This is a genomic window from Saccharothrix sp. CB00851 (genome assembly GCF_001905065.1).
Lineage (GTDB): Bacteria > Actinomycetota > Actinomycetes > Mycobacteriales > Pseudonocardiaceae > Actinosynnema.
In genome coordinates this window covers 94657-119501 of record NZ_LWLC01000001.1, presented here as the reverse complement: position 1 = coordinate 119501, position 24845 = coordinate 94657, and the positions used below count along the sequence as shown (strand labels likewise).

At 71.0% G+C, this 24845-nt stretch carries 21 protein-coding genes and 1 pseudogene; 11 read left to right on the top strand and 11 right to left on the bottom strand.

Annotated features, from left to right (window positions below; all coding sequences use genetic code 11):
• Positions 1–48 precede the first annotated feature (48 nt).
• A pseudogene (locus tag A6A25_RS00585) lies at positions 49–978 on the top strand (aldo/keto reductase).
• On the opposite strand, the gene A6A25_RS00580 reads toward A6A25_RS00585, so the two are convergent.
• Positions 975–1427 carry a flavodoxin family protein gene (locus A6A25_RS00580; RefSeq protein ID WP_143192892.1) on the bottom strand — a complete coding sequence of 151 codons (453 nt, stop codon included), beginning with the start codon at positions 1425–1427 and terminating at the stop codon, positions 975–977. The pseudogene A6A25_RS00585 and the gene A6A25_RS00580 sit on opposite strands and share 4 nt — an antisense overlap.
• Before the next feature lie 134 nt (positions 1428–1561).
• Between A6A25_RS00580 and A6A25_RS00575 the strand changes: the two genes are divergently transcribed.
• A complete protein-coding gene (locus A6A25_RS00575) occupies positions 1562–1894 on the top strand; it encodes a hypothetical protein (protein ID WP_073885740.1) in 333 nt (110 codons plus the stop codon).
• Positions 1895–1897: 3 nt separating this feature from the next.
• On the opposite strand, the gene A6A25_RS00570 is transcribed toward A6A25_RS00575, so the two are convergent.
• The 3 genes from A6A25_RS00570 to A6A25_RS00560 form a co-directional block, all read right to left on the bottom strand.
• Positions 1898–3514 (bottom strand): phospho-sugar mutase, encoded by a 1617-nt coding sequence (locus tag A6A25_RS00570; RefSeq protein ID WP_073885739.1) that lies wholly within the window; start codon positions 3512–3514, stop codon positions 1898–1900.
• Positions 3511–4341 (bottom strand): purine-nucleoside phosphorylase, encoded by an 831-nt coding sequence (locus A6A25_RS00565; RefSeq protein ID WP_198932545.1) that lies wholly within the window; start codon positions 4339–4341, stop codon positions 3511–3513. The genes A6A25_RS00570 and A6A25_RS00565 overlap by 4 nt, the downstream gene beginning before the upstream one ends.
• A gap of 97 nt (positions 4342–4438) precedes the next feature.
• Complete coding sequence (locus tag A6A25_RS00560; RefSeq protein ID WP_241828443.1) at positions 4439–6130, bottom strand: serine/threonine-protein kinase; 1692 nt, start codon at positions 6128–6130, stop codon at positions 4439–4441.
• A gap of 102 nt (positions 6131–6232) precedes the next feature.
• Between A6A25_RS00560 and A6A25_RS00555 the strand changes: the two genes are divergently transcribed.
• The 6 genes from A6A25_RS00555 to A6A25_RS00530 all read left to right on the top strand — a co-directional run bounded on the left by A6A25_RS00555 (position 6233) and on the right by A6A25_RS00530 (position 14360).
• Entirely contained in the window at positions 6233–8128 is a 1896-nt protein-coding gene (locus tag A6A25_RS00555; RefSeq protein WP_083667768.1) for a methylmalonyl-CoA mutase family protein, read from the top strand.
• Positions 8125–10320 (top strand): methylmalonyl-CoA mutase, encoded by a 2196-nt coding sequence (gene scpA, locus A6A25_RS00550; RefSeq protein WP_073885737.1) that lies wholly within the window; start codon positions 8125–8127, stop codon positions 10318–10320. The genes A6A25_RS00555 and scpA overlap by 4 nt, the downstream gene beginning before the upstream one ends.
• A complete protein-coding gene (meaB, locus tag A6A25_RS00545; protein WP_073885736.1) occupies positions 10313–11314 on the top strand; it encodes a methylmalonyl Co-A mutase-associated GTPase MeaB in 1002 nt (333 codons plus the stop codon). Before scpA ends, meaB begins: the two co-directional genes overlap by 8 nt.
• A gap of 87 nt (positions 11315–11401) precedes the next feature.
• Positions 11402–11725: a hypothetical protein gene (locus A6A25_RS00540; RefSeq protein ID WP_143192891.1), complete on the top strand. Its 324-nt coding sequence runs from the start codon at positions 11402–11404 to the stop codon at positions 11723–11725.
• A gap of 209 nt (positions 11726–11934) precedes the next feature.
• Entirely contained in the window at positions 11935–13101 is a 1167-nt protein-coding gene (locus tag A6A25_RS00535; protein ID WP_073885734.1) for a M20 family metallopeptidase, read from the top strand.
• Complete coding sequence (locus tag A6A25_RS00530) at positions 13098–14360, top strand: amidohydrolase (RefSeq protein WP_073885733.1); 1263 nt, start codon at positions 13098–13100, stop codon at positions 14358–14360. Before A6A25_RS00535 ends, A6A25_RS00530 begins: the two co-directional genes overlap by 4 nt.
• Before the next feature lie 17 nt (positions 14361–14377).
• Here A6A25_RS00530 and A6A25_RS00525 read toward each other — a convergent pair whose 3' ends face one another.
• Positions 14378–16102 (bottom strand): glycerol-3-phosphate dehydrogenase/oxidase, encoded by a 1725-nt coding sequence (locus A6A25_RS00525; protein WP_073886328.1) that lies wholly within the window; start codon positions 16100–16102, stop codon positions 14378–14380.
• Positions 16103–16277: 175 nt separating this feature from the next.
• Between A6A25_RS00525 and A6A25_RS00520 the strand changes: the two genes are divergently transcribed.
• Together A6A25_RS00520 and glpK are read left to right on the top strand one after the other, a co-directional pair.
• The gene (locus tag A6A25_RS00520) at positions 16278–17018 is read left to right on the top strand and encodes an MIP/aquaporin family protein (protein ID WP_073885732.1); all 741 of its coding nucleotides are present in this window, start codon (positions 16278–16280) and stop codon (positions 17016–17018) included.
• Between the two features lie 14 nt (positions 17019–17032).
• Positions 17033–18538 (top strand): glycerol kinase GlpK, encoded by a 1506-nt coding sequence (glpK, locus tag A6A25_RS00515; protein WP_073885731.1) that lies wholly within the window; start codon positions 17033–17035, stop codon positions 18536–18538.
• A gap of 46 nt (positions 18539–18584) precedes the next feature.
• Here glpK and A6A25_RS00510 read toward each other — a convergent pair whose 3' ends face one another.
• On the bottom strand, positions 18585–19988 hold the full coding sequence (locus tag A6A25_RS00510; protein ID WP_073885730.1) for an NAD(P)H-quinone dehydrogenase: 1404 nt from the start codon (positions 19986–19988) through the stop codon (positions 18585–18587).
• A 137-nt stretch (positions 19989–20125) separates the two neighbouring features.
• On the opposite strand from A6A25_RS00510, the gene A6A25_RS00505 reads away from it, so the two are divergent.
• Positions 20126–20575, top strand: coding sequence for a gamma-glutamylcyclotransferase family protein (locus tag A6A25_RS00505; protein ID WP_033429064.1), 450 nt, complete (start codon positions 20126–20128; stop codon positions 20573–20575).
• 12 nt (positions 20576–20587) lie between these two features.
• On the opposite strand, the gene A6A25_RS00500 is transcribed toward A6A25_RS00505, so the two are convergent.
• The 5 genes from A6A25_RS00500 to A6A25_RS00480 all read right to left on the bottom strand — a co-directional run bounded on the left by A6A25_RS00500 (position 20588) and on the right by A6A25_RS00480 (position 24843).
• Positions 20588–21505 carry a DUF559 domain-containing protein gene (locus A6A25_RS00500; RefSeq protein ID WP_083667878.1) on the bottom strand — a complete coding sequence of 306 codons (918 nt, stop codon included), beginning with the start codon at positions 21503–21505 and terminating at the stop codon, positions 20588–20590.
• 129 nt (positions 21506–21634) lie between these two features.
• Positions 21635–22432 carry an ESX secretion-associated protein EspG gene (locus A6A25_RS00495; protein ID WP_143192890.1) on the bottom strand — a complete coding sequence of 266 codons (798 nt, stop codon included), beginning with the start codon at positions 22430–22432 and terminating at the stop codon, positions 21635–21637.
• Positions 22432–23733 carry a PPE domain-containing protein gene (locus A6A25_RS00490; RefSeq protein WP_073885729.1) on the bottom strand — a complete coding sequence of 434 codons (1302 nt, stop codon included), beginning with the start codon at positions 23731–23733 and terminating at the stop codon, positions 22432–22434. Before A6A25_RS00490 ends, A6A25_RS00495 begins: the two co-directional genes overlap by 1 nt.
• A gap of 28 nt (positions 23734–23761) precedes the next feature.
• Positions 23762–24139, bottom strand: a complete 378-nt coding sequence (locus tag A6A25_RS00485; protein WP_073885728.1) for a transcriptional regulator — start codon at positions 24137–24139, stop codon at positions 23762–23764.
• A 119-nt stretch (positions 24140–24258) separates the two neighbouring features.
• Positions 24259–24843 (bottom strand): DUF3558 domain-containing protein, encoded by a 585-nt coding sequence (locus A6A25_RS00480; protein ID WP_073885727.1) that lies wholly within the window; start codon positions 24841–24843, stop codon positions 24259–24261.
• Positions 24844–24845 lie beyond the last annotated feature (2 nt).

Genomic DNA, 24845 nt, shown 5'->3' with positions numbered 1-24845 from the left:
AAGCGCCGGTTGGGCGCGCTCGAGGTGAGCGCGCAGGGTCTGGGTTGCATGGGGATGAGCGACTTCTACGGCCCGGGCGACGACGCCGGGTCGATCGCCACCATCCACCGCGCCCTGGACCTGGGCGTCACGTTGCTCGACACGGCCGACATGTACGGGCCGTTCACCAACGAGGAGCTGGTCGGGCGGGCCGTCGAGGGTCGGCGGGACGAGGTCGTGCTGGCGACGAAGTTCGCCATCGTCCGCGAGCCGGGGCAGCCGCGGTCCGAGTGGGGCCTGCGCGGTGACCCGGAGTACGTCAAGCAGGCCGCCGAGGCGTCGCTGCGGCGGCTGCGGACCGACCACATCGACCTGTACTACCAGCACCGCGTCGACCCGAAGGTGCCGATCGAGGAGACCGTCGGCGCGATGGCCGAGCTGGTCGATCAGGGCAAGGTCCGGCACATCGGCCTGTCCGAGGCGGGCGCGGAGACGATCCGGCGGGCGCACGCCGTGCACCCGGTCGCGGCCGTGCAGACCGAGTAGTCGCTGTGGTCGCGCGACATCGAGGCCGAGGTCGTGCCGACGTGCCGTGAGCTGGGCATCGGCGTCGTCGCGTACTCGCCGCTGGGCCGCGGTTTCCTCACCGGCAAGTACACGTCGAAGGACGACTTCGCACCCGGCGACTTCCGGCTGGCCGGCCAGCCGCGGTTCGCCGACGAGAACCTGGCCCGCAACCTCGCGCTGGTCGAGTCGCTGCGCCAGGTGGCGAGGGAGCACGACGTGACCGCGGCCCAGATCGCGCTGGCGTGGGTGCACCACCAGGGCGCGGTCCCGATCCCGGGCACCAAGCGGGTGAAGTACCTGGAGGAGAACGTCGCCGCGGCCGACCTGGAGCTGACCGACGAGCAGCTGGCCCGGATCGCGGCCGCCGTGCCCGCCGACGCGGTGGCCGGCACCCGCTACCCGACCGAGGTGATGCCCTCGCTCGGCCGCTAAGGCATCAACGTGGCGGCCACGGTGGCGCCCAACTCCCGGCACCGCTCCCGGGCGTCACCGTCGGGCGCGCCGGTCAGGGACAGCGTCTCCACCACCGGCCGCCACTTCAACCCGGTCGTGATGTCCCGCAACGCCTTCACCGCACCCTCCGTGCCCAGGTTGCCGTGCACGTACGCCCCGAACGGCCGACCGCGCGTGGCGTCCAGGCACGGGTAGTAGACCGTGTCGAAGAAGTGCTTCAACGCGCCGCTGATGTACCCGATGTTGGCGGGCGTGCCGAGCAGGTAGCCGTCGGCTTCCAGCACGTCGGACGCCGTCGCGGACAGGGCGGGGCGGCGGACCACCTCGACGCCCTCGATGTCCGGGTCGGTCGCGCCCTCCAGCACCGCCTCGAACAGCTCCTGCATGGCGGGCGACGGCGTGTGGTGCACGATCAGCAGGCGGGGCACGCGGCCAAGGTTGCCGCGATCGGCACGGCACGGCAACCGCTCGATAGCATGGCCCCAACCCCAGTGATGACGTCTCGCGCGGGAACCCGCGGGGCCGTCGCGCGTCCTCAGTAGTAGTGACACGGGAGGGAGTCATGGAAACTCGCAGCATCGCCACGATGAAGCGGAACCGGCGGATCACCTGGGGTGCGGGGGTCGGCATCGGGGTCGGGCTGATCGGCCTGCCGCTGGTCTTCATCGCCCTGTGGCCGGGGGTCGACCACAGCCCGTGGGACGTCAACACGATGATCCTCGCGACCGGCGTCGCGCTGTGCACGACCAGCTACATCTCCGGCCGCATCTCGCTGGCCGCGTTCACGCAGGGCCGGTCGCGCCCGGTGAGCCCGCCGACCCGGCGTCCGTACCTGGTGGCGGGCGGTTCGCTCGTCGTCGCCGTGCTGTGCCTGCTGCTGGCCCTGGCGTCGTGACCGCTAGGGCGTGAGCAGCTCGGACACCTGCGCCCGCAGTTCGGCCAACCGCGCCTGAGCACGGTCACGGGCCGCCGGCAGGTCGTCGGACACCGGTTCCACGACCTCCAGGTACGCCTTGAGCTTCGGCTCGGTCCCGGACGGCCGCACGACCACCCGCACGCCTTCGCGGGTGAGCCGCACCACGTCGGCCTCGGGCAGCAGGTCCTCGAACGCGAAACCCCCCGGCGGCTGCGCGCGCAACCGCGCCATCAGCGCACCAATCCGGTTCAGGTCGGTGAACCGCAACGACACCTGGTCGGTCAGGTGCAGGCCGTGGTCGACGGCGAGCTGGTCGAGCGCGTCCAGCAGGGTCCGGCCCGACGCCTTCAACCCGGCGGCCAGGTCGCACGCCACCACGGTCGCCGAGATGCCGTCCTTGTCGTTGACGTACGCCGGGTCGACGCAGTTGCCCAGAGCCTCCTCGTACGCGAACACCAACCCCTCGCCCGCGCGCACCAGCCACTTGAACCCGGTCAACGTCTCCGCGTACCGCGCGCCGTGCGCCGCCGCGACCGACTTCAGCAACGACGACGACACGATCGTGGTGGCCACCAAAGGGTCCGGGCTGTCCGTGGTGGACAGGACCAGCGAGCCGAGCAGCACGCCGGTCTCGTCGCCGCGCAGCATCCGCCACGACCCGTCCCGCTCGCGCACGCCCAGCGCGCACCGGTCCGCGTCCGGGTCCAGCGCGATGGCCAGGTCGGCGTCCTCGGCCGCCGCCAGCTCCAGCAGCCGGTCCGCCGCCCCCGGCTCCTCCGGGTTCGGGAACGCCACGGTCGGGAACGCCGGGTCCGGCACGGCCTGCTCGCGCACCACCCGCACGTCGGTGAACCCGGCCCGCCGCAACGCCTCCACCGCCGTCGCGCCGCCGACGCCGTGCATCGGGGTCAACGCCACCCGCAGGTCACGCGCCGTGCCGCAGGGCAGTGACGCGACCCGTGCCAGGTACTCGTCCACCTCGGCGTCCGACACCGGCGGGTAGTCGTCCGACAGCGGCACCGACACGGCCGCGGGCACGCCCCGGATCGCTGCCTCGATCTGGCGGTCCTCCGGCGGCACGATCTGCCCGCCGCCCTTGAGGTACAGCTTGTAGCCGTTGTCCGCAGGCGGGTTGTGCGACGCGGTGATCTGCACGCCCGCCACCGCGTCGTGCCGCTTGACCAGGAACGCCAGGACCGGCGTCGGCAACGGCCCCGGCAGCACCCGCACGGTGAACCCCGCACCCGCCAGCACACCGGCCGCCGCGGTCGCGAAGTCGTCCGACCCGTGCCGGGCGTCCCGGCCGACGAACACCGTGCCGACGTGCCCGTTGGCCTTGAGCCACGCGGCGAGCCCGGCCGTGGTGCGGATGACCACGGCCCGGTTCATCCCGTTCGGCCCGGCCCGCACCGGACCGCGCAGCCCCGCCGTGCCGAACGTCAGCGGACCGGCCATCCGGTCGGCCAGCTCGTCGGCCGCGCCGGCGTCACCGCCCATCGCCCGCGCCAGCACGGTCTGCAGCTCCAGGCGCGTGTCCGGGTCGGGGTCGTCGGCGATCCAGCGGAACGCGGCGTCGCGCAGGGCGGGGCTCAAGCTCATGCCCTGGCCGCCGGCTCTGCCCTGGTGACCAGCTCGCGCAGCAACGCGCCCATCCGGCTGGCCGCCGCCTGGCCCGCCTCCAGCACCTCTTCGTGGTTGAGCGGCTCACCGGTGATGCCCGCGGCGAGGTTCGTCACCAGCGACAGGCCGAACACCTCCACGCCTTCCGCGCGGGCCGCGACGGCCTCCAGCACGGTGGACATGCCGACCAGGTCCGCGCCCATCGTGCGCAGCATCCGGATCTCGGCGGGCGTCTCGAAGTGCGGCCCGGGCAGGCCCGCGTAGACGCCTTCCTCCAACGACGGGTCGATCTCCCGGGCGAGCTCGCGCAGCCGCGGGGAGTACAGGTCGGTGAGGTCCACGAACCGCGCGCCCACCAGCGGCGACGACGCGGTCAGGTTCAGGTGGTCGCTGATCAGCACGGGCTGGCCTACCGCCATGCCCTGCCGCAGCCCGCCCGCCGCGTTGGTCAGCACGACCGTGCCGACGCCGGCCGCCGACGCCGTGCGCACGCCGTGCACCACCTTGGCCACGCCCTTGCCCTCGTACCCGTGCGTCCGGCCGAGCATGACCAGCACGTTCTTGTCGGCGACGCGCACCGACCGCACCGTCCCGCCGTGCCCGACGGCGGTGGGCGCCTCGAACCCGGGCAACTCGCCCATGGGCACCTCGGCCACCGCCTCGCCGATCAGGTCGGCCGCCGGGCGCCACCCCGACCCGAGGACGACGGCGATGTCGTGCCTGTCCACCCCGGTTCGCTCGGCCAACGCCTTGGCCGCGTCGGTGGCCAGGGCCTCAGGCGTGGTCTTCTCACTGATACCGGTCACGGCCGCGAGCCTAATATCCGCCCGCCGCCGTTGCCCGCAGTGCTGCGGTCACCGCGGTGGTCGCCGCTGTGGTCCCGCTGTGGTCACCGCCGGGTCGCTAATCCGTCACCCTGAACGTCGGCGCGATCGTGTCGAACAGCCGGCTCCGCCCCGCCTCCTCCTGCTCGGTGGGCACGACGACCTCGACCACCCACAGGTCGTTGCCGCGGGGCAGGATGCGGGAGTAGCGGCTGCGGCGCAGGTCAGGGCCTGGGGGGACGGTGCCGCGAGCCAGTTCGGTGGCCCGTTCGACGGTCCGGTAGCTGTACTGGAGGGCCTGTTCACGGCCGCCCGGTGGCAGGTTGTCGGTCGGTTCGAAGGACTCGCCGAAGTACTGGTCCTTCGCCCAACGGGACCGCACGTGCTGCAGGTAGTCCTTGATCGTGTTCCGGTCGTAGTAGTCCGGGAACCGCTGCACCGTCACCTCGTACCAGCCGTTCGGCGCGACCAGGTGCACCACGGTGCTCGGGACCAGCCCGTCGTTCGCCCGCTGCTCCAGGAAGCTCGTCCAGTCCGGCCCGACCTCGATGGTGAACTCGGCGCCCTGCTCGCCGTTCGCCGACGCGGCCGACGCCGTGGTCGGCAGCAGGGACGGCGTCTCCGTGATCGCGGGCAGGGCCGGGGCGGACCGGGTCGGCGGCGGCAGCAGGGAGGCGCCGGCGACGGTCCTGGTCAGCGCGAAACCGGACACGCTGCCGATCGCGAACAGCACCGCCGCGGACAACGCCACCAGCACCGTCAACCCCGGCCGGCGGGTCAGCTCACGCGTCGGCGGATCCGCCAAGACGAACGGCAGCGGACCGGGGTCGGCCGCCAACGGCGTGTCCGGCGCGATCGGCGGCTTGACCAGGGGCGGCCGCACGACCTCGACCACCGGGCGGGTGTCCGCCGTCACCGGGAACACGTCGGTCCCCGGCTCGGGCAGCAGCGGCCGCACCAGCCGCCGCACCTCGGCCAACCCGATCCGCTCCTCCGGCGCCTTCACCATCAGCCCCGCGACGACCGCCTCCAACGCGCCGCACGCCGAAGCCGACGGCACGTCACCGTGCACGACCTGGTTGATCGTCTGCAGCACGTTCGCGCCTTCGTACGGTTGCTGCCCGGTCATCGCCGCGAACAGCGTCGCGCCCAACGACCACTGGTCCGCCGCGAACGACACCGCCCCACCGGCCGCCACCTCGGGCGCGATGAACGCGGGCGTGCCCAACGTGATCCCGCGGCTGGTCAGCGTGGCCTCGGCGACGTTGCGGGCGATGCCGAAGTCGGTCAGCTTCACCCGGCCGTCGTCCGCGACCAGCACGTTGCCCGGTTTCACGTCCCGGTGCGTGATCCCGGCCCGGTGCGCGGCCTCCAGCGCCGCGGCCACCGCATCGGCCACGACCGCGCCCTGCACGTCGGTCAACGGACCGCGCTGCCGCACCACCTCCGCCAGCGACGACGACGGCACCAGCTCCATCACCACGTACGGGTCGCCGTCGGCCTGCACCACGTCGTACAGCGTCACCAGGTTCGGGTGCGCGAGCGCCGCCGCCGACCGCGCCTCCCGCAACGTGCGCTCCCGAAGCACCTCGGCTTCGTCGTCCGGCGTGCCCTCCGGGCGGAGGATCTCCTTCACCGCGACGTCGCGCCGCAGGACTTCGTCGTGCGCGGCCCAGACGGTGCCCATCGAGCCACGCCCCAGGACGTGCCGCAGGCGGTAGCGTCCGGCGATCAGCCGGTCCGGCCCGGTAACCGGGTGGTCTTGGTCCACTGCGCCATCATTCCCCAGCGTGGAAGACTGGCGTCTGCATCGTTCACGGCGGTGAACCTCACATAGCCGTCGTACTACTGGTGAGTAACACTGCGGAGCATGATGGAGCCGTCAGGCGAGTTGGCGCTGGCCGCCGAGTTCCCCACCCCTGACCGCGAGCAGTGGCTGGACTTGGTCCAGGGCGTGCTGCGCAAGTCGGGTGCGGACTTGGGGTCGCTGATCACCACCACCTACGACAACATCGAGGTGCAGCCGCTGTACACGGCTGCCGATCGGGTGCCGGAGGCCGGTTTCCCGGGTTTGGCCCCGTTCACGCGTGGCGGCAGGCCGCAGGGCGCGGTGGAGGGTTGGGACGTCCGCCAGCAGCACCGGGTCGCCGACCGCGAGGCGGTGCTGGCCGACCTGGAGAACGGCGTGACGTCGCTGTGGCTCAAGGGTCTGGACCCGGCCACCTACGACGACGTGCTGGCCGACGTCTACCTGGACCTGGCGCCGGTGGTCGTGGACGCGGGCGCGGACTTCCTCGCCGCCGGCCGCGCGGTGCTGCGGGTCTGGGGCCGGCGGCCGGTGCTGGCCAGCGAAGTTCGGGGCAACGTGGGCGCGGACCCGTTGGGTGTGCAGGCACGCACGGGGCAGCCCGCTGATCTCCCGGCGTTGACCGACCTGCTCGGCAAGGCCCGCGAGTTCCCGGAACTGCGGCTGGTCGTGGTGGACGGGTTGCCGTTCCACGAGGCGGGTGGGTCGGACGCGGAGGAGTTGGGCGCGTCGCTGGCGGCCGGTGTGGCGTACCTGCGGCACCTGACCGAGGCCGGGGTGGACGTCGCGCACGCCGTGCGGCTGCTGGAGTTCCGGTACGCGGCGACGGCCGACCAGTTCCTGACGATCGCGAAGTTCCGGGCCGCGCGGCGGCTCTGGGCGCGGGTGACCGAGGTCGCCGGCGCACCCAGCCCGCAGGTGCAGCACGCGGTCACGTCGCCCGCGATGATGACCCGCCGTGACCCGTGGGTGAACATGCTGCGCACGACCGTGGCGTGCTTCGGCGCGGGCCTGGGCGGTGCGGACGCGGTGACCGTGCTGCCGTTCGACCACGCGATCGGCCTGTCCGACGACTTCTCCCGGCGCATCGCCCGCAACACGCAGTCGCTGCTGTTGGAGGAGTCGAAGCTGGCCGGCGTGATCGACCCGGCGGGTGGTTCCTGGTACGTGGAACGCCTGACCGACGACCTGGCGAAGGCCGCGTGGGCCTGGTTCCGGGAGATCGAGGCCGCGGGTGGGCTGCCGAAGGCGTTCGACCTGGTCGCCGACCGGATCGCGGCCACCTGGGAACGGCGGCGGACGAACCTGGCCGACCGGACCGACCCGTTGACCGGCGTGAGCGAGTTCCCGAACCTGACCGAGCAGCCGGTAGTCCGGCCGCCGTACCCCGACGAGCAGCCGATTGCCCGGCCCGCGGCCTCGGGCCAGCCGGGCGAAGGGCCTGCGGCTCATGCTGCGCAGGAGTCCCCGCCAGGGGGTCCCCTGAACTCATTCTCCCAGAGGGGTACGACAATTTCGGGGTCCAAGCCCCTGCCGCGCATCCGCTACGCCCAGGACTTCGAGGCGTTGCGGGACGCGGCGGACGCGGCGCCCGTGCGGCCCGGGGTTTTCCTGGCCACGCTGGGTCCGGTGGCCGCGCACACCGCGCGGGCCACGTTCGCGGCCAACCTGTTCCAGGCGGGCGGTATCGAGACGCCGGACGCCGGTCCCACCACGACGGTCGAGGACGTGGTCGCGAAGTTCCGCGAGAGCGGTGCGCGGATCGCCTGCCTGTGCGGCAGCGAGAGCAGCTACGCCGAGCTGGCCGCGCCCGTCGCACGAGCCCTGCGCGAGGCCGGAGCGGAGCGGGTCCTCCTGGCGGGGAAGAAGTCGGAAGCGGAGATCGACGAGTACGTGTTCACCGGCTGCCCGGCGCTGCAAGTGCTGGAGCACACGTTCGACGCCCTGGGAGTCCAGCGATGATCCCCGACTTCGCCGACATCGATCTGGGTGAGCCCGGCACCGCCGCCGATGCCGCGCAGTGGCAGGCCGCGCTGCAGGAGGCGACCGGCAAGGGCGTGGACGCGTTGACGTGGGAGACGCCCGAGGGCATCGGCGTCAAGCCCGTCTACACCGCCGCCGACACCGAGGGCCTGGACTTCTTGGGCACCTACCCGGGCATCGCGCCGTTCCTGCGCGGCCCCTACCCGACGATGTACGTCAACCAGCCGTGGACGATCCGCCAGTACGCCGGGTTCTCCACCGCCGAGGAGTCCAACGCCTTCTACCGCCGCAACCTCGCCGCGGGACAGAAAGGCCTCTCCGTCGCCTTCGACCTGGCCACCCACCGCGGCTACGACTCCGACCACCCCCGCGTGGCCGGTGACGTCGGCATGGCCGGGGTCGCCATCGACTCCATCTACGACATGCGCCAACTGTTCGACGGCATCCCGCTGGACAAGATGAGCGTGTCGATGACCATGAACGGCGCCGTCCTGCCCATCCTCGCGCTCTACGTGGTGGCGGCCGAGGAGCAGGGGGTGGCGCCCGAGCAGCTGGCCGGGACCATCCAGAACGACATCCTCAAGGAGTTCATGGTCCGCAACACCTACATCTACCCGCCACGGCCGTCGATGCGGATCATCTCCGACATCTTCGCCTTCACCTCGCAGCGGATGCCGAAGTTCAACTCCATCTCCATCTCCGGCTACCACATGCAGGAAGCGGGCGCGACGGCCGACCTGGAGCTGGCCTACACCCTCGCCGACGGCGTGGAATACCTGCGCGCCGGCCGCGACGCCGGGCTGGACATCGACGCGTTCGCGCCCCGGTTGTCGTTCTTCTGGGCGATCGGCATGAACTTCTTCATGGAAGTCGCCAAACTCCGCGCCGCCCGGCTGCTGTGGGCCAAACTGGTCAAGGGCTTCGACGCGAAGAACCCGAAGTCGCTGTCGCTGCGCACCCACTGCCAGACCTCCGGCTGGTCACTGACCGCGCAGGACGTGTTCAACAACGTCGCCCGCACCTGCGTCGAGGCCATGGCCGCCACCCAGGGACACACCCAATCGCTGCACACCAACGCCCTGGACGAGGCGCTGGCGCTGCCCACGGACTTCTCCGCGCGCATCGCCCGCAACACCCAACTGCTGCTCCAGCAGGAGTCGGGCACCACGCGGGTGATCGACCCGTGGGGCGGCAGCGCGTTCGTCGAACGCCTCACGCAAGACCTCGCGCACCGCGCCTGGTCGCACATCACCGAGGTCGAAGCCGCCGGCGGCATGGCGCAGGCCATCGACGCGGGCATCCCGAAGCTGCGCATCGAGGAAGCCGCCGCGCGCACCCAGGCCCGCATCGACTCCGGGCGGCAGCCCGTGATCGGCGTGAACAAGTACCAGGTCGAGGTCGACGAGAAGATCGACGTGCTCAAGGTCGACAACGCCGGGGTGCGCGCGCAACAGCTCGCCAAGCTGCAGCGGCTGCGCGCCGCGCGTGATCAGTCCAGTGTGGACTCGGCTTTGGACGCGTTGACGCGCGCGGCCGGTTCGGACGGCAACCTGCTGGAGCTGGCGATCGCGGCGGCGCGGGCCAAGGCCACGGTCGGCGAGATCTCCGAGGCGCTGGGCAAGGTGTGGGGCCGCCACTCCGCGCAGATCCGCACCATCACCGGCGTCTACCGGGAGGAGGCCGGATCCGTGTCCAACGTCGAGGCCACGCGTGAGGTGGTGGAGGCCTTCGCGGAGGCGGAAGGCCGTCGGCCGCGCATCCTGGTCGCCAAGATGGGCCAGGACGGGCACGACCGCGGCCAGAAGGTCATCGCGACCGCCTTCGCCGACCTCGGCTTCGACGTCGACGTCGGCCCGCTGTTCCAGACCCCCGACGAGGTCGCCCGCCAAGCCGTCGAAGCCGACGTGCACATCGTCGGCGTGTCCTCACTGGCCGCCGGACACCTCACCCTGGTCCCCGCGCTGCGGTCGGCGTTGGCGGACATGGGCCGCGACGACATCATGATCGTGGTGGGCGGCGTGATCCCGCCGCAGGACTTCGACGCGTTGCGAGAGGCGGGGGCCGCGGCGATCTTCCCGCCCGGCACGGTCATCGCGGACGCGGCCGGTGACCTGCTGCGCAAGCTCGCCGAGCAGCTCGGTCACGCCGACCTGCCGGGACGAGATGGCTAAGCCGGTCGACGTCGGCGAGTACGCCAAGGGCGTGCTGGCCGGCAACCGAGGCACGTTGGCGCGGGCCATCACGCTCGTCGAGTCGACCCGCCCGGACCACCGCGCGGCGGCGCAGGAGCTGCTGGTCGAGCTGCTGCCGCACGCGGGCAACGCGCACCGCGTCGGCATCACCGGCGTGCCCGGCGTGGGCAAGTCGACGTTCATCGACGCGTTCGGTTCGATGCTGACCGAGCGCGGGCACCGGGTGGCGGTGCTGGCGGTCGACCCGTCGTCCACCCGCACCGGCGGCTCGATCCTGGGCGACAAGACCCGGATGGCCAGGCTCGCGGTCGACCCGGCGGCGTTCATCCGGCCGTCGCCGACGTCCGGCACGCTCGGCGGCGTGGCCAAGGCCACCCGTGAGTCGATCGTGCTGGTCGAGGCCGCCGGCTTCGACGTGGTGCTGGTCGAGACGGTCGGCGTCGGCCAGTCCGAGGTCGCGGTGGCGAACATGACGGACTGCTCGCTGTTCCTGACCCTCGCGCGGACCGGTGACCAGCTCCAGGGCATCAAGAAGGGCGTGCTGGAGCTGGCCGACGTGATCGCGGTCAACAAGGCCGACGGGCCGCACGAGATGGACGCCCGCAAGGCCGCGCGGGAGCTGGCGGGCGCGTTGCGGCTGCTGCGCCCGGCCGACGCGTTGTGGCACCCGCCCGTGCTGACGTGCAGCGGGTTGGACGGGTCGGGGCTCGACGTGGTGTGGGAGCAGGTGACCAGGCACCGGGAGACGCTGGAGGCGGCCGGTGAGCTGGCCGAGCGGCGGCGTCGGCAGCAGGTGGACTGGACGTGGGCGATGGTGAACGACCAGCTGCTCGCGAGCCTGCGTGCGGCGGACGCGGTGCGGTCGGTCGTGCCCGAGGTGGAGCGGCAGGTCCGGGAGGGGCGGTTGACGGCCACGCTGGCCGCCGAGCGGATCCTGGCCGCGTTCCGGTCCGGCGAGGGCGCGGGCGCGTGAGGTTCGCTCACAGCACGTGAGCGGAACCCGGTTTGGCTGACCACTGACAGTGGTAACCACGAAAGGCGGTAGCTAGGCTTGGCGACCATGTGGCGATCTTTGCTCGCGGTGTGCCTGTTAGCGCTGGCCGGTGTGTTCGCCGTGGCCGGCACAGGGGCGGCCGTGACGACGTCGCCGCACTTCGCGGCCCAGCCCACGGAGACCCTCGCCCCCGGGGGCACGATCCAGCCGGGCGGGACCATGCCGCCCGGTCCCACGATCGACGCACCTCAGGAGCCCGCGCCCGCGTCGAGCGCCGAAACCCGCAGGAAGTTGTGGATCGGTGGTATCGCGGTGCTGTTGTTCGCCCTCGTTTACTGGCGTAACAAGAAGCGGTGGTCGAAGTGGAAGGCCGGGCGCAAGGCCAAGTGATTCCCACTTGGTGGGAAAAGCCTGGGTGGCCTGAGGTCTTCTCCTAGCATGACGCGCGCATGGCCCGGGCGAATGTGAACGGCCTTCGCGCGGGTGTGATCGGTCTGACCGAAAATCGAGCACCGCTTGGCGCAGCCCCGCGACCGGTTGCCGGTTGATCAACCAGGGTTGCGACGTGCCCGCCGGACCGTGATGCAGGATGGACGCAAATGAGTACCGACTTCAAGATAAGCACACGCTCGGCCGTCGAGCGGTACTCGAATGCGCTGGTAGGCCTCTCGCGCAGCATCCACGCCGAGCCCGAGCAGGCGTTCGCCGAGCACCGCAGCGCCGCCAAGGTCGCCGACCTGCTCGCCGCCGAGGGCTTCGAGGTCGAACGCGGTGTCGCGGACCTGGAGACGGCGTTCACCGCGTCGTTCGGCTCGGGAGAGCTGGTCCTCGGGCTGTGCGCGGAGTATGACGCGCTGCCCGAGATCGGCCACGCGTGCGGGCACAACGTCATCGCCGCGGCGTCGACGGGCGCGGCCCTCGCGCTGCGTGACCTGGCCGATGAGCTGGGCCTCACCGTCCGGGTGATCGGCACCCCGGCCGAAGAGGTCGGCGGCGGCAAGGTGCTGATGCTCGAACGCGGGGTATTCGACGACGTGGCGTTGTCGATGATGGTGCACCCGGCCCCGTACGAGGCGGTGGCCGCCCGTTCGCTGGCCATCACCGACGTCGAGGTCCACTACACCGGCAAGCCGTCGCACGCCGCCGCCGCGCCGCACCTCGGGGTGAACGCCGCCGACGCGATCACCGTCGCCCAGGTCGCCATCGGGCTCGCCCGGCAGCACCTGGAGCCGGGCCAGATGGTCAGCGGCATCGTCACCCGAGGTGGCGCCGTGCCCAACATCGTCCCCGCCCGCACGTCGGCGATGTTCGACCTGCGTGCCGACGACCTCGACTCGCTGCGCCGGCTGGAGGAGCGGATCAACCGCTGCTTCGAGGCGGGCGCCGTCGCCACCGGCTGCACCCACGAGGTCGTGAAGGTCTCCCCGGTGTACGCCGAGCTGGCTCCGGACCCCTGGCTCGCGGAGGCCTACCGGCGTGCCGCGATCGAGCTGGGCAGGCATCCGCTGAGCCCCGAGCAGGAGCTCAAGGAGAAGATCGGCAGCACCGACATGGGCAACATCACCCGTGCGCTGCCGGCCATCCACCCGACCATCGCCATCGACTGCGGAGACGCGGTGAACCACCAAATCGAGTTCGCGACCGCCTGTGCCTCGGCCTCGGCCGACCGAGCCGTGCTCGACGGGGCACTCGCCCTCGCCTGGACCACAATTTCCGCTGCCACCGACGGTGAGCAGCGTTCTCGACTGCTGGCGGGTGTGGCATGACGGTCCTGGACTCGCGTCTGCCGGAGGAGGGTGCCGAGGTGCTGTTGACCGATCGCGGGGTCAGCATTGCCCCTGTGGATGATCCCGGTGATGGTCGCGGACCCTCGTGGCTGGACGACTGGCTGGCGGCGAACGCCTCCGAGGTCGTCGCCTGGCGCCGGCACATCCACGCGCACCCCGAGCTGTCCCGGCACGAGTTCGCCACCACCGAGCTGATCGCGGACGTGCTGCGCTCGGCCGGGCTGAAGCCGCGCATCCTGCCAGGTGGGACGGGTCTGGTGTGCGACGTCGGCTCAGGGCCGCGGTGCGTGGCGTTGCGCGCGGACATCGACGCGCTGCCGCTGCCGGAGAACACCGGTGCCCCGTACTCGTCCACTGTGGACGGCGTGGCGCACGCGTGCGGGCACGACGCGCACACCACCGTGCTGCTGGGCGCGGCACTGGCGCTGGCGTCGGCCACCGAGCTGCCCGGACGGGTGAGATTGGTGTTCCAGCCGGCGGAGGAGGTCATGCCGGGCGGTGCGCTGGACGTGCTGGCGGCGGGTGGTCTGGACGGTGTGGAGCGCATCTTCGGCCTGCACTGCGACCCGCGGCTGGAGGTCGGGCGGATCGGGACGCGGATCGGTGCGATCACCTCGGCCAGCGACATGCTGGAGCTGCGGCTGACGTCGCCGGGCGGGCACACGTCGCGGCCGCACCTGACGGCGGACCTGGTGCACGCGCTGGGGACGGTGATCACGGGGTTGCCGGGGTTGCTGTCACGGCGGGTGGACCCGAGGTCGGGGACGGTGCTGGTGTGGGGCGCGGTGCACGCCGGGGAGGCGCCCAACGCGGTGCCCCAGGACGGGGTGCTGCGGGGGACGCTGCGGACCGGTGACCGGGACATCTGGGCCGAGCTGGAGCCGTTGATCAAGGAGTTGGTCGGGGCGCTGCTGGCGCCGACCGGGGTCGGGTTCGACCTGCACCACCGGCGTGGGGTGCCGCCCGTGGTGAACGACCGGGAAAGCACCATGTTGTTGAGGGCCGGCGTCGAGGCGGCGTTGGGTGAGGACGCGCTGGCCGGGACCGAGCAGTCGTCGGGCGGTGAGGACTTCGGGTGGTACCTGGAGCACGTGCCCGGGTCGTTCGCCCGGTTGGGGGTCTGGGATGGGGTCGGGAAGCAGAAGGACCTGCACCAGCCCGGGTTCGACCTGGATGAGCGGGCTTTGTTGGTGGGTGTGCGGGTGATGGTGCACGCGGCGTTGGCGGCGCTGGCGTAGGTCGTGGGTCGAGGCGGTCAGCTGACCGGTTCGACGATCTCCGGGCGGGCTTCCGGGGCGGAGGAGCGGACGGCGTCGGCGGCTTGGTCGTCGGGTTCGGTCTGGGAGGCCCGTTCGGCGTCGACGCGGGCGGTGTAGACGGCGACTTCGTGGGCGATCGTGGCGTCGTCCCAGTTGTGGACACTGGCCATGAGGCGGGCGACCGGTAGTGCGCACTCGACGCCCCGGTGGGGGTATTCGATGGAGATCCTGGTGCGGCGGGTGAGGGCGTCTTCGAGGTGGAGGGCGCCTTCGTGCGAGGCCGCGTACACCACCTCGATCTGCAAGTAGTCCGGCGCGCCTGGCACAGGTTTCAGCAGTTCCGCATTCGCGGACTCCAGGACTTCGTGGACGAGGGAGCCGTAGCGGTCCAGCAGGTGGCGGACGCGGTACGGGTGTAGGCCGTAGCGGGTGGCCAGCTGGTCGGCTTGGTTCACCAGGGCGTGATAGCCGTCGGCCCCGATCAGGGGAACTTTGTCGGTGATCGACGGTTGGATTCGGCCGGGGAGGTCGACTGAGGCGGCGTCCACGGCGTCGGCGCCCATGACGCGGTAGGTCGTGTACTTGCCGCCGGCGATGGCGACCAGGCCCGGTGCGACGCGGGCGACGGCGTGTTCACGGGAGAGTTTCGAGGTGGATTCGCTCTCGCCGGCCAGCAGTGGGCGCAGGCCCGCGTAGACGCCTTCGATGTCGTCGTGGGTCAACGGTGTCGCGAGCACTTCGTTGACGTGGTCGAGGATGTAGTCGATGTCCGACCTGGTGGCGGCGGGGTGGGCGAGGTCGAGGTCCCAGTCCGTGTCGGTGGTGCCCACGATCCAGTGGTTCCGCCAGGGGATCACGAACAGGACCGATTTCTCCGTGCGGAGGATCAGGCCTGATTCGGAGACGATGCGGTCGCGGGGCACGACGATGTGGACGCCCTTGGAGGCGCGGACGCGGAAGCGGCCGCGGCTGCCGGAGAGGCGTTGCAGCTCGTCGGTCCAGACGCCGGTCGCGTTGATCACGGCGTGCGCGCGGATGGAGGTCTCGCGGCCGTCTTCGACGTCGCGCACGCGGACGCCGGAGACGCGGTCCGCCTCGCGGAGGAAGCCGACGACCTGGGTGGACGTACGGACGACGGCGCCGTAGTGGGCCGCGGTACGGCCGACCATCATGGTGTGCCGGGCGTCGTCGGCCTGGGCGTCGTAGTAGCGGATGCCGCCGACGAGGGCGGAGGGCTTCAGGGCGGGCACGAGGCGGAGGGCGCCCGCCTTGGTCAGGTGCTTCTGGCCCGGTACGGAGCGCGCGCCGCCCATCGTGTCGTACATGAGCAGGCCGGCGGCGGTGTACGGGCGTTCCCAGCCCCGGTGGGTGATGGGGTAGAGGAACGCGACCGGCTTGACGAGGTGGGGTGCGAGGCGGGTCAGCATCAGTTCGCGTTCCCGCAGTGCCTCGCGGACGAGCCCGAACTCCAGTTGTTCCAAGTAGCGCAGGCCGCCGTGGAAGAGCTTCGACGAGCGGCTGGAGGTACCCGACGCCAGGTCGCGCGCCTCGACCAGGGCCACGCGCAGACCACGTGTCGCGGCGTCGAGAGCGGCGCCGACGCCGACCACGCCGCCACCGATGATCACCAGGTCGAACGTCTCGGCGCCCAGCCGTTCCCAGGCCTGCGAGCGTTCGAGCGGTCCCAGCCGGCCTGCGGTGGCGGGGTGCTGCTGACGCATGACCACGGACGCCTCCCTGATGCTCGACCAGGACTTGACTCGACCACGTTACCCGCCGGTACGCCACCCGTGGACAACTGATCAGGTCGGAACTAGCGTCAACTCCCGTTGTGGGGTGGGCAGCGCCGCCGGACCCGGACAGTGCTGCCTCCTGCCAAGGCGAGGAGGTCGGCGAGTGAGCAGTGGCTCGATCTTCGTGTGGGAAGTGCTGGGCACCGGGATCCTGATCCTCCTGGGTGCGGGTGTCGTCGCCAACGTCGTGCTGAAGAACACCTTGGGCAACGCCGGCGGCTGGCTCCTGATCAACATCGGCTGGGGTTTCGCGGTCTTCGCGGGCGCCAGCATCGCCGCGCCGAGCGGCGCTCACCTCAACCCCGCGGTGACGTTGGGCCTGGCCGTCGCGGACAAGACCCCGTGGGACCAGGTACCCGTCTACATCGCCGGTCAGATGGTCGGCGCGTTCCTCGGCGCCGTGCTCGCGTGGCTTGCCTACAAGGCGCAGTTCGACGCGCACGACGACCCGGCGGGCACGCGCGGGATCTTCTGCACCGGCCCGACCATCCCCAAGGCCGGCTGGAACGTCGTCACCGAGGTCATCGGCACGTTCGTGCTGGTCGCGTGGGTGCTGCTGAGCCCGGCCGCGAAGGAGGCGGCGGACGGCGTGCCGCAGCTGGGCAACTCGGCCCTCGGCTACGCCGGTGTCGCGTTCGTCGTGATCGGCATCGGCGCCTCGCTCGGTGGGCCGACCGGTTACGCCATCAACCCGGCCCGCGACCTGGGGCCGCGCATCGCCTACGCGATCCTGCCCATCCGGGACAAGGGCAGCGCCGAATGGGGCTACGCCTGGGTGCCGGTGGTCGGACCGCTGGTAGGCGGCCTGCTCGCCGGTCTCCTGTTCCTGGTTCTCCCGGTCTGAAAGGACTCCAGCGCATGACGAAGTACGTCGCCGCGATCGACCAGGGCACGACGTCGACCCGGTGCATGGTCTTCGACCACTCGGGCCGCGTGGTCTCGGTCGACCAGAAGGAGCACGAGCAGATCTTCCCCCAGGCCGGGTGGGTCGAGCACGACGCGAACGAGATCTGGACCAACACCAGGCAGGTGGCCGCGGGCGCGTTGGCCAAGGCCGACCTGACCACCGCGGACATCGCCGCCGTCGGCATCACCAACCAGCGCGAGACCGCCCTGGTGTGGGACAAGACCACCGGTCAGCCGGTCTACAACGCGATCGTCTGGCAGGACACCCGGACGGATCGGATCTGCCAGGAACTGGCTGCGTTGGGCGGTGGGCAGGAGCGGTATCGGGACAAGACCGGGTTGCCGTTGGCGACGTACTTCTCCGGGCCGAAGGTCCGCTGGATCCTGGACAACGTCGAGGGTGCCCGGGAGAAGGCCGAGGCCGGTGACCTGCTGTTCGGCAACATGGACACCTGGGTGTTGTGGAACATGACCGGCGGGGTGGACGGCGGTGTGCACGTCACCGACCCGACGAACGCGTCCCGCACGTTGTTGATGGATTTGGAGACTCTGAGCTGGGACGAGGGCATCGCGGCGGACATGGGCATCCCGTTGTCGATGCTGCCGGAGATCCGGTCGTCGTCCGAGGAGTACGGCAAGGTGCGCGAGCGCGGCGCCCTTGCCGGCGTGCCGATCGCGGGCATCCTCGGTGACCAGCAGGCGGCGACGTTCGGGCAGGCGTGCCTGTCGCCGGGCGAGGCCAAGAACACCTACGGCACCGGCAACTTCGTGCTGCTCAACACCGGTACGGACAAGGTGATGAGCGAGAACGGCCTGCTCACGACCGTGTGCTACAAGATCGGGTCCCAGGCGCCGGTGTACGCGCTGGAGGGGTCGATCGCGGTGACGGGGTCGTTGGTGCAGTGGCTGCGCGACAACCTCGGCATGATCTCGACGGCCGCCGAGATCGAGCAGCACGCCCGGACGGTGGAGGACAACGGTGGCGCGTACTTCGTGCCCGCGTTCTCCGGCCTGTTCGCGCCTTATTGGCGCTCGGACGCCCGCGGGGCGATCGTCGGGTTGACCCGGTTCGTGAACAAGGGGCACCTGGCGCGGGCGGTGCTGGAGGCGACGGCGTTCCAGACCCGTGAGGTGATCGACGCGATGAACGCCGACTCGGGCGTGCCGCTGAAGTCGTTGAAGGTCGACGGCGGCATGGTCGTCAACGAGCTGCTGATGCAGTTCCAGGCGGACATCCTGGGCGTGCCGGTGATCAGGCCGGTGGTCAACGAGACGACGGCGCTGGGCGCGGCCTACGCGGCTGGTCTGGCGGTCGGGTTCTGGGCGTCGGAGGACGACATCCGGCAGAACTGGGCACAGGACAAGCAGTGGGACCCGGCGATGGACTCCGACGCGCGGGACCGGACGTACGCGCAGTGGAAGAAGGCCGTGACCAGGACGTTCGACTGGGTGGAGTGAGCCTTGGGGGCGCCGCTCGCGCGCGGGCGGCGCCCCTGCTCTGGCGTCAGTCGAGGTCGTCGTGGCGCATCAGCTGGCGGCCGGCCTCGGTGATCGAGCCGGTCAGCGACGGGTAGACCGAGAAGGTGGTCGCCAGGTCGTCGACGGTGAGCTGGTTCTGCACGGCGAGCGTGATCGACAGGATGAGCTCGCTGGCGTTGGGCGCGACGACCACGCCGCCGATGACGACACCGGTGGCCGGGCGGCAGAAGAGCTTCACGAAACCGCGGCGCAGGCCTTCCATCTTGGCCCGCGGGTTGGTGGCCAGCGGCAGCATGATCGTGCGGGCGGGGACCTCGCCGGAGTCGATCGCCTGCTGGCTGATGCCGACGGACGCGATCTCGGGGTTGGTGAACACGTTCGCCGCGACGGTCTTGAGGCGGATCGGGCTGACGCCCTGGCCCAGCGCGTGCCACATGGCGATGCGGCCCTGCATGGCGGCGACGCTGGCCAGCAGCAGCAGGCCCGTGCAGTCACCCGCCGCGTAGACGCCGGCGATGTTCGTGCGGGAGACCCGGTCGACCGGGATGTACCCGCCGCGACCGAGTTCGATGCCGATCTTGTCCAGGCCGAGGTCGGCGGTGTTCGGGACGGAGCCGACCGTCATCAGGGCGTGACTGGCCTCGATCGTGCGACCGTCTTCCAGGTGAATCAGGACGCCGTCGCCGACGTTCTCGACCTGGTCCGCGCGGGCGTGCTTGACCACGGCGGTGCCGCGTTCGGCGAACACGTCCTCCAACACCACAGCCGCGTCGGCGTCCTCGTGCGGAAGCACCCGGTCGCGGCTGGAGACCATGGTCACCTTCACACCCAGTTCGGTGTACGCGGAGGCGAACTCCACACCGGTGACACCCGATCCGATGACGGCCAGGTGCTCGGGCAACTCCGGGAGGTCGTAGATCTGCCGCCAGGTCAGGATCCGCTTGCCGTCGGGCTCGGCGCCGGGCAACACGCGCGGGGTCGCACCCGTGGCGATGAGCACGACGTCGGCGGGCAGGACCTCCTTCGAACCGTCGTCCGCGATGGCCACGACCTCGTGCTGGGCGAGCCCCTTGGCGTTGTCGCAGAACTTGGCGATGCCGTTGATGATCCGCACGCCCTCGCGCTGCAGGCGGGCCCGGACGTCGGCGGACTGGGCGAGCGCAAGACCCTTCACCCGTCCGTGGACGACCGGCAGCTCGACCGCCGCTTCGGTGTTGTCGGTGCGAATGCCCAGCTCACCGGCGTTGCGGAAGGCGCTGCGGCCACCCGCGGAGGCGATGAACGTCTTCGACGGCACGCAGTCGTAGAGCACGCAGGCGCCGCCGAGGCCCTCGCGTTCCACGATGGTCACGTCGGCCCCGTGCTGGGCCGCGACCAGTGCCGCCTCGTAACCTGCGGGGCCACCGCCCATGATGACGATGCGGGTCACGACACGTCCTCCTCAGTGGTCGTCGGCGCTGTTTGCGCCGCTTGCAGCCGGTGGTAACCGTACGCGGTCGGGTGTCGAGGTGTGTCGTCCGGTCTTCTGGTCCCTCGCGGTGATCGCAAGGTCGCTAGGCTGTGGTCGTGCCGCTCTATGCCGCGTACGGGTCCAACATGGACCCGAACCAGATGATGGAGCGAGCCCCCTACTCCCCGATGGCGGGGACCGGGTGGCTCGCCGGATGGCGTCTGACGTTCGGTGGCGAGGACCTGGGCTGGGAGGGCGCGCTCGCCACCATCGTCGAAGACCCGGACTCGCAGGTGTTCTGCGTGCTCTACGACGTGAGCCCACGTGACGAGTCCCGCCTCGACCGCTGGGAAGGCGCCCTCGGTCTCTACAAGAAGATCCGCCTGCGCGTCCAGACCCTGGAAGGCTCGGTGACCGCCTGGCTCTACGTCCTGGACGCCTATGAGGGCGGCCTGCCGTCGGCCCGCTACATCGGCGTCGTCGCCGACGCCGCCGAAGCCGCGGGCGCCCCCGACGACTACGTCGCCGACCTCCGCACCCGCCCCTGCCAAGGCATCGGCCCCTAACCCCCGCGTGTCCTACATTCGGAACGCGCGTGTCCTACGTTCAGGACTGCCGAGTTGAACGCTCAGGTGCCTGAACAGCCGGGTCGGGCTCCGCAGGTCTGAGGCGTCTGCCCGGAGCACTGTCCAGCCGCGCCGTCGAAGATCGTCGTCACGGGCTTGATCGGCGTCGGCCTTGTCGACGTGCGCGGCGTAGCCGTCGTACTCGAGCGCTACGCGTGCGTCCGGCCAGGCGAAATCCAGGCGCCAGATCTCGCGGTCGTCCAGGTCGCGGACGGAGTACTGAAGTTCGGGGAGCGGAAAGCCCGCTTCGGCGATGAGCAGCAGGAGTGCGCTCTCCGCCGGTGACTCGGGTAGTCCGGTGGCCAGGTCGAGGAGGAACACTCCTTGTCGCCTGCCGCGGTAATCACGGCGGGTCGCGATGCGCATCGTGAGGTCGGCTTTGAACTCGGCTCGCTGCTGTGGTGGCAGCGCTCCGAGCGCTTGATCAGCGCAGGCCAGGGCGGTGGAACGATAGCGGCCCCGGCAGAGCAACTCGGCGACGGCGTAGTCGAGCGCAATGGTGCGCATGCCGTCGACCTCGACCACGTCGGCGGGGTCGTACTGGTTGTAGTGCACGGCGACGTCCGGGCGGGGTCGCAGCCTGCGGTCGTGCGGCAAGAGGATGTGGACCGGGTTGGTTTCGGCGGCTGTGCAGCCGTGCAGCCAGATCGTGGTGTGGCTTGTCAGCACGGCGTCCGGGCCTGCCATCAGCAGTGCGGCGGCGGCTCGGGTGCGCAGGTCGGTCATGCGTTCCCGCTGGACCAGCACGGTGCGGCAGTAGCTGACCAGATGGCCGTCCTGGATGGCGCGGCGAAGGGCTTGCAGGCCCATGTGGTCCTGCAGGCGCGAGCGCGGGTAGGCACCGTGGAGGCCGGAAGGCAGTTCGATCATGCATAACCGAGTGGCGGGACCCCCGATCCCGTACACGGTTCACCTGATCGTGTCGAGGTGCCGTTCTGAGTGTTCAACTCGGGTGTTCTGGACGTAGGACACGCGCGTTCTGAACGTAGGACACGCCGGTTAGGGGGTGGTGAGGGTTTCCAGGTGGTGGAGGAGGCGGCGGGTGTCGATGGGGGAGACGGTGCTCCACGGTTGTTGGCCCGGGGTGGCCTGGCGGAGTTGGATGTAGCGGCCCTGAGGGGTGTCGAAGAACGACACGACGCGGTCCTGGCGGACGCGTTTGCCCCACTTGTCGCGGCTCGCGGCGCCGAACTGGCCGCGGTTGCCCGCGTCGCGGAACATGTCGGCCAACGTGCGCGCGTCCTCGGCGCGGATGCCGCGGGAGAGCAGCGCCTGCTGGAGGTCGTCGGGGGTGTTGGAAGTCGCGGCGGCGGCGTCCAGGTCGGCGCTGGGCAGCGTCACGGAGTGGCCCGGACCCGCGGGCAGCGACGGCAGCATGGAGAGGGCTTCGCGGGGCAGTCCCTCGGCTGACGCCGGGCGCAGGGTCAGCTGGTCACGGGAGAGGACCGCCAGGACGCCGGACTGGCCCTTGGCGGCCGCCAGGACGCGCACGCTGTGGCCGTCCAGCCACAAACGGCCGTCCACCTCCTGCTGCGGCCGGTTGAGCAGGTGCAGCAGGTCTTCCAGCAACGGGTCCAGCGACACCGGCCGGCCCAGACCGCGGCGGTCCAGCTCCGTCCACACCCGCTGCTCCAGCTCGGCACGCTCGGCGTGCGTCTTGCCGGGCGACGGCACCTTAAGCACCAGCGGCATGGTCTCCAGCCGCAGGTGCTCCCACAGCACGTCGAACTCCAGCGCCGAGATGGTCACGGGTTCGCGCAGGTCGTTGCTGCCCAAGTCCAAGCCGAACGTCGTCATCAGTGGGTAGTGCTCTCCCCGATCACCGGAGGCGAGATGATCCCGCCAACGCCGTAGATGTCGTCCGTCTCCCGAAGGTAGTCGGCGGCGTCGTGCGTGGCATCTTCTTCCTCATCCGCGCCACGCGCACCACCCAATCCGCCGAACGGGTCGAACGCGGGCTGCGCCGGTGCGGGCGTGCTCCGCTTGTGCACGGTGTCCTGGCCGCCGGCGGCGTGCCCGGCCGCGCCGGGCATCGTGCCCGTGGTCCCGCCGGGACCGGCCGCCGCCGCGTGCTGCGCGCTGGCCGCGAACGCGCCGAACTCCGCCGAGCTCGTCGACGTCGTACCGGCGGGCAGCGGGATGCCGGCGGGCAGGAGCGGGTTCGGCGAGCCACCACCGGGAGCACCGGCACCGCCACCACCGGCGTGCTGGCCGTTCGTCGTGTCGGACCCCGTGGCCGAAGACTTCCGCCGGTCCTTGTCCTGCTGGCCGGCCGAGCCGCCGATCACGCCACCCGGCCCGTACTGGGTCGAACCGGAGGAGCCCGACGCCGAGGCCGGTAACGCGGCCGTCGAAGTCCTGGTCGACCCGGACGACGACGTGCCGGTCGAGCCGCCGAACGAAGGCTGCGTCACGGGACGCGGAGCCGGAGCGCCGCCACCACGACCACCGCGGCCGCCACGCCACCCACCACGGCCACCGCCACGCCCACCGCGCGGACCGCCGTAACCCCAACCCGGCCCGGACACACCCGCCGAGTCGTTGCGCGCCACCTCGCCCGCGTTGATCACCAACTGCGGCGGCTGGTGGAACTGCCCCAACGTGCTGGTGTTGGAGAACGTGCTGGACGCGTAGGTCGTCATCACCTCACGCGCGCGCTGCTCCGCCGCGTTCTGCGCCTTCTCCTGCTGCTCGTAGTCCGTCTGCCCGCCCACCAGGTGGGTCAACGCGCTGACGAGCAGGTTCGGCTCCTCCGCGGTCACCTTCACCGGCGGCGGCATGTCCGAGCGCGCCTTCGCGATGTAGTCCGCCTGCAACTCGGCCGAGATGCGCATGACCTCCGCGCCGGCCCGGGCGTCGTCCGCCCACGAGGCCAGCGGGTTGATGCCTGCCCTGGCTTTGTCCCCGGCCGTGCCCTCCCAGGACGCGCCGGAACGCAGCACGCCGGCGTGCAGCTCGGCGTTGATCTCGGTCAACGCGGCGGAAACGCCCTGCCACCGCTCCATCGAGGCGTGCGAGGCCTTGGGCCCCGGCCCCGAGTTGATCTGCTCGTACAGCTCTTCGTGGCTGTACCCGCTCCAGCGGTGTCCATCGGGCATGAACGTTCCCCTTGCCTGCGCCGGGCGCTCAGCGGCTGCCCTGCTGTCCCATCAACCCGGTGTTGTCTTCTTCGATGGACTGGTACTGCCGCTCGACCGTGGTGAGTGCGTCCATGGCCGACTTGAGCTGCCGCTGGTAGTTCTCCAACGCGATCAGCGCCGAGTCGCCCGATTCGAGCGACCGCTCGTTGAACCGCTCCGCAGCGTCCTGGCTCACCGGGTCGCCTGCCCACGGGCGGACCCTGACCTCGGTGATCGCCAGCTCGATCTGCTTGTCCAGCTTGGTCAACGCGCCCGCGAACGCGCTGCGCAGGCTGGGGATCGCGCTCGGCTCGACGTTCAGCGTGTGCGCCAGGGGCGGTGGTGAGCCCGTGTCAGCGCCGTGGCCGTGGTCTTCCGACGGCATGGACAACCTCCCGCCTTCTCCTCGTTCCCCGTCACGCGCCGTCCGGTTCTCGCGCAACGTCACTCTAGCCACCCGGTCCGACAGCGGGGAGTAGGTGGAGCGCACATCCCCCGCGTGGATCAGCGCCGCTGCAGCAAACCGGCTACCGCCGCTTCTGCCGCCCGTTGCGCCCCTTGGCACAGGGTGTCTTGCTTCGCCGCTTTTTCGTTACCGCCGTCGCGGAACATCACGTCGAGGAACTGCCCCTCGGCGACGTCCACTTCGACGTTGCACACGTTGTCCATGCCGGGCGTCCGCACGGTCAGCCCCGGGAAACCGGCGACCGTGGTCTGCTCGGCGTGGACCTGGGCGTTCTCGCTGAGCCACACACCGACGCCCTCGACTGTGACGAGGGCGAGCCGCACGACGTTCCCGCTGATGTTGCTGCGCATGGTGCACGCCTTCGCGTTGCCGAAGCCGGTTTCCACATATGCGCTGGGCGGGTTGTCCAGGCTGAGCTCGATGCGCAGTTCGGGCGAGAGCACCGCGCACGGGTCGACGTCGTCCAACCGCAGCTCCCGCGGCCTGGGCGGCAACGACGGCACGGTGGTCGTGGTGACGGTCAGCGGTTCGTCGACCCGGTCGGCCTTCTGCTCCGGGATGGGCGTGCAGGAGGCCATCGCCAACGCGCAGAGCGTGGCGGTGAGCACCCGAGCACCCCTCATGG

What these genes read in the sequence shown, in the direction of transcription:
- A6A25_RS00575 (WP_073885740.1), top strand. Translation starts at nt 1,562, where the DNA reads ATGGAAACTCGCAGCATCGCCACGATGAAGCGGAACCGGCGGATCACC.
- A6A25_RS00570 (WP_073885739.1), bottom strand. Translation starts at nt 3,514, where the DNA reads ATGAGCTTGAGCCCCGCCCTGCGCGACGCCGCGTTCCGCTGGATCGCC.
- A6A25_RS00555 (WP_083667768.1), top strand. Translation starts at nt 6,233, where the DNA reads ATGGAGCCGTCAGGCGAGTTGGCGCTGGCCGCCGAGTTCCCCACCCCT.
- scpA (WP_073885737.1), top strand. Translation starts at nt 8,125, where the DNA reads ATGATCCCCGACTTCGCCGACATCGATCTGGGTGAGCCCGGCACCGCC.
- meaB (WP_073885736.1), top strand. Translation starts at nt 10,313, where the DNA reads ATGGCTAAGCCGGTCGACGTCGGCGAGTACGCCAAGGGCGTGCTGGCC.
- A6A25_RS00540 (WP_143192891.1), top strand. Translation starts at nt 11,402, where the DNA reads ATGTGGCGATCTTTGCTCGCGGTGTGCCTGTTAGCGCTGGCCGGTGTG.
- A6A25_RS00535 (WP_073885734.1), top strand. Translation starts at nt 11,935, where the DNA reads ATGAGTACCGACTTCAAGATAAGCACACGCTCGGCCGTCGAGCGGTAC.
- A6A25_RS00530 (WP_073885733.1), top strand. Translation starts at nt 13,098, where the DNA reads ATGACGGTCCTGGACTCGCGTCTGCCGGAGGAGGGTGCCGAGGTGCTG.
- A6A25_RS00525 (WP_073886328.1), bottom strand. Translation starts at nt 16,102, where the DNA reads ATGCGTCAGCAGCACCCCGCCACCGCAGGCCGGCTGGGACCGCTCGAA.
- glpK (WP_073885731.1), top strand. Translation starts at nt 17,033, where the DNA reads ATGACGAAGTACGTCGCCGCGATCGACCAGGGCACGACGTCGACCCGG.
- A6A25_RS00500 (WP_083667878.1), bottom strand. Translation starts at nt 21,505, where the DNA reads ATGATCGAACTGCCTTCCGGCCTCCACGGTGCCTACCCGCGCTCGCGC.
- A6A25_RS00495 (WP_143192890.1), bottom strand. Translation starts at nt 22,432, where the DNA reads ATGACGACGTTCGGCTTGGACTTGGGCAGCAACGACCTGCGCGAACCC.
- A6A25_RS00490 (WP_073885729.1), bottom strand. Translation starts at nt 23,733, where the DNA reads ATGCCCGATGGACACCGCTGGAGCGGGTACAGCCACGAAGAGCTGTAC.
- A6A25_RS00485 (WP_073885728.1), bottom strand. Translation starts at nt 24,139, where the DNA reads ATGCCGTCGGAAGACCACGGCCACGGCGCTGACACGGGCTCACCACCG.
- A6A25_RS00480 (WP_073885727.1), bottom strand. Translation starts at nt 24,843, where the DNA reads ATGAGGGGTGCTCGGGTGCTCACCGCCACGCTCTGCGCGTTGGCGATG.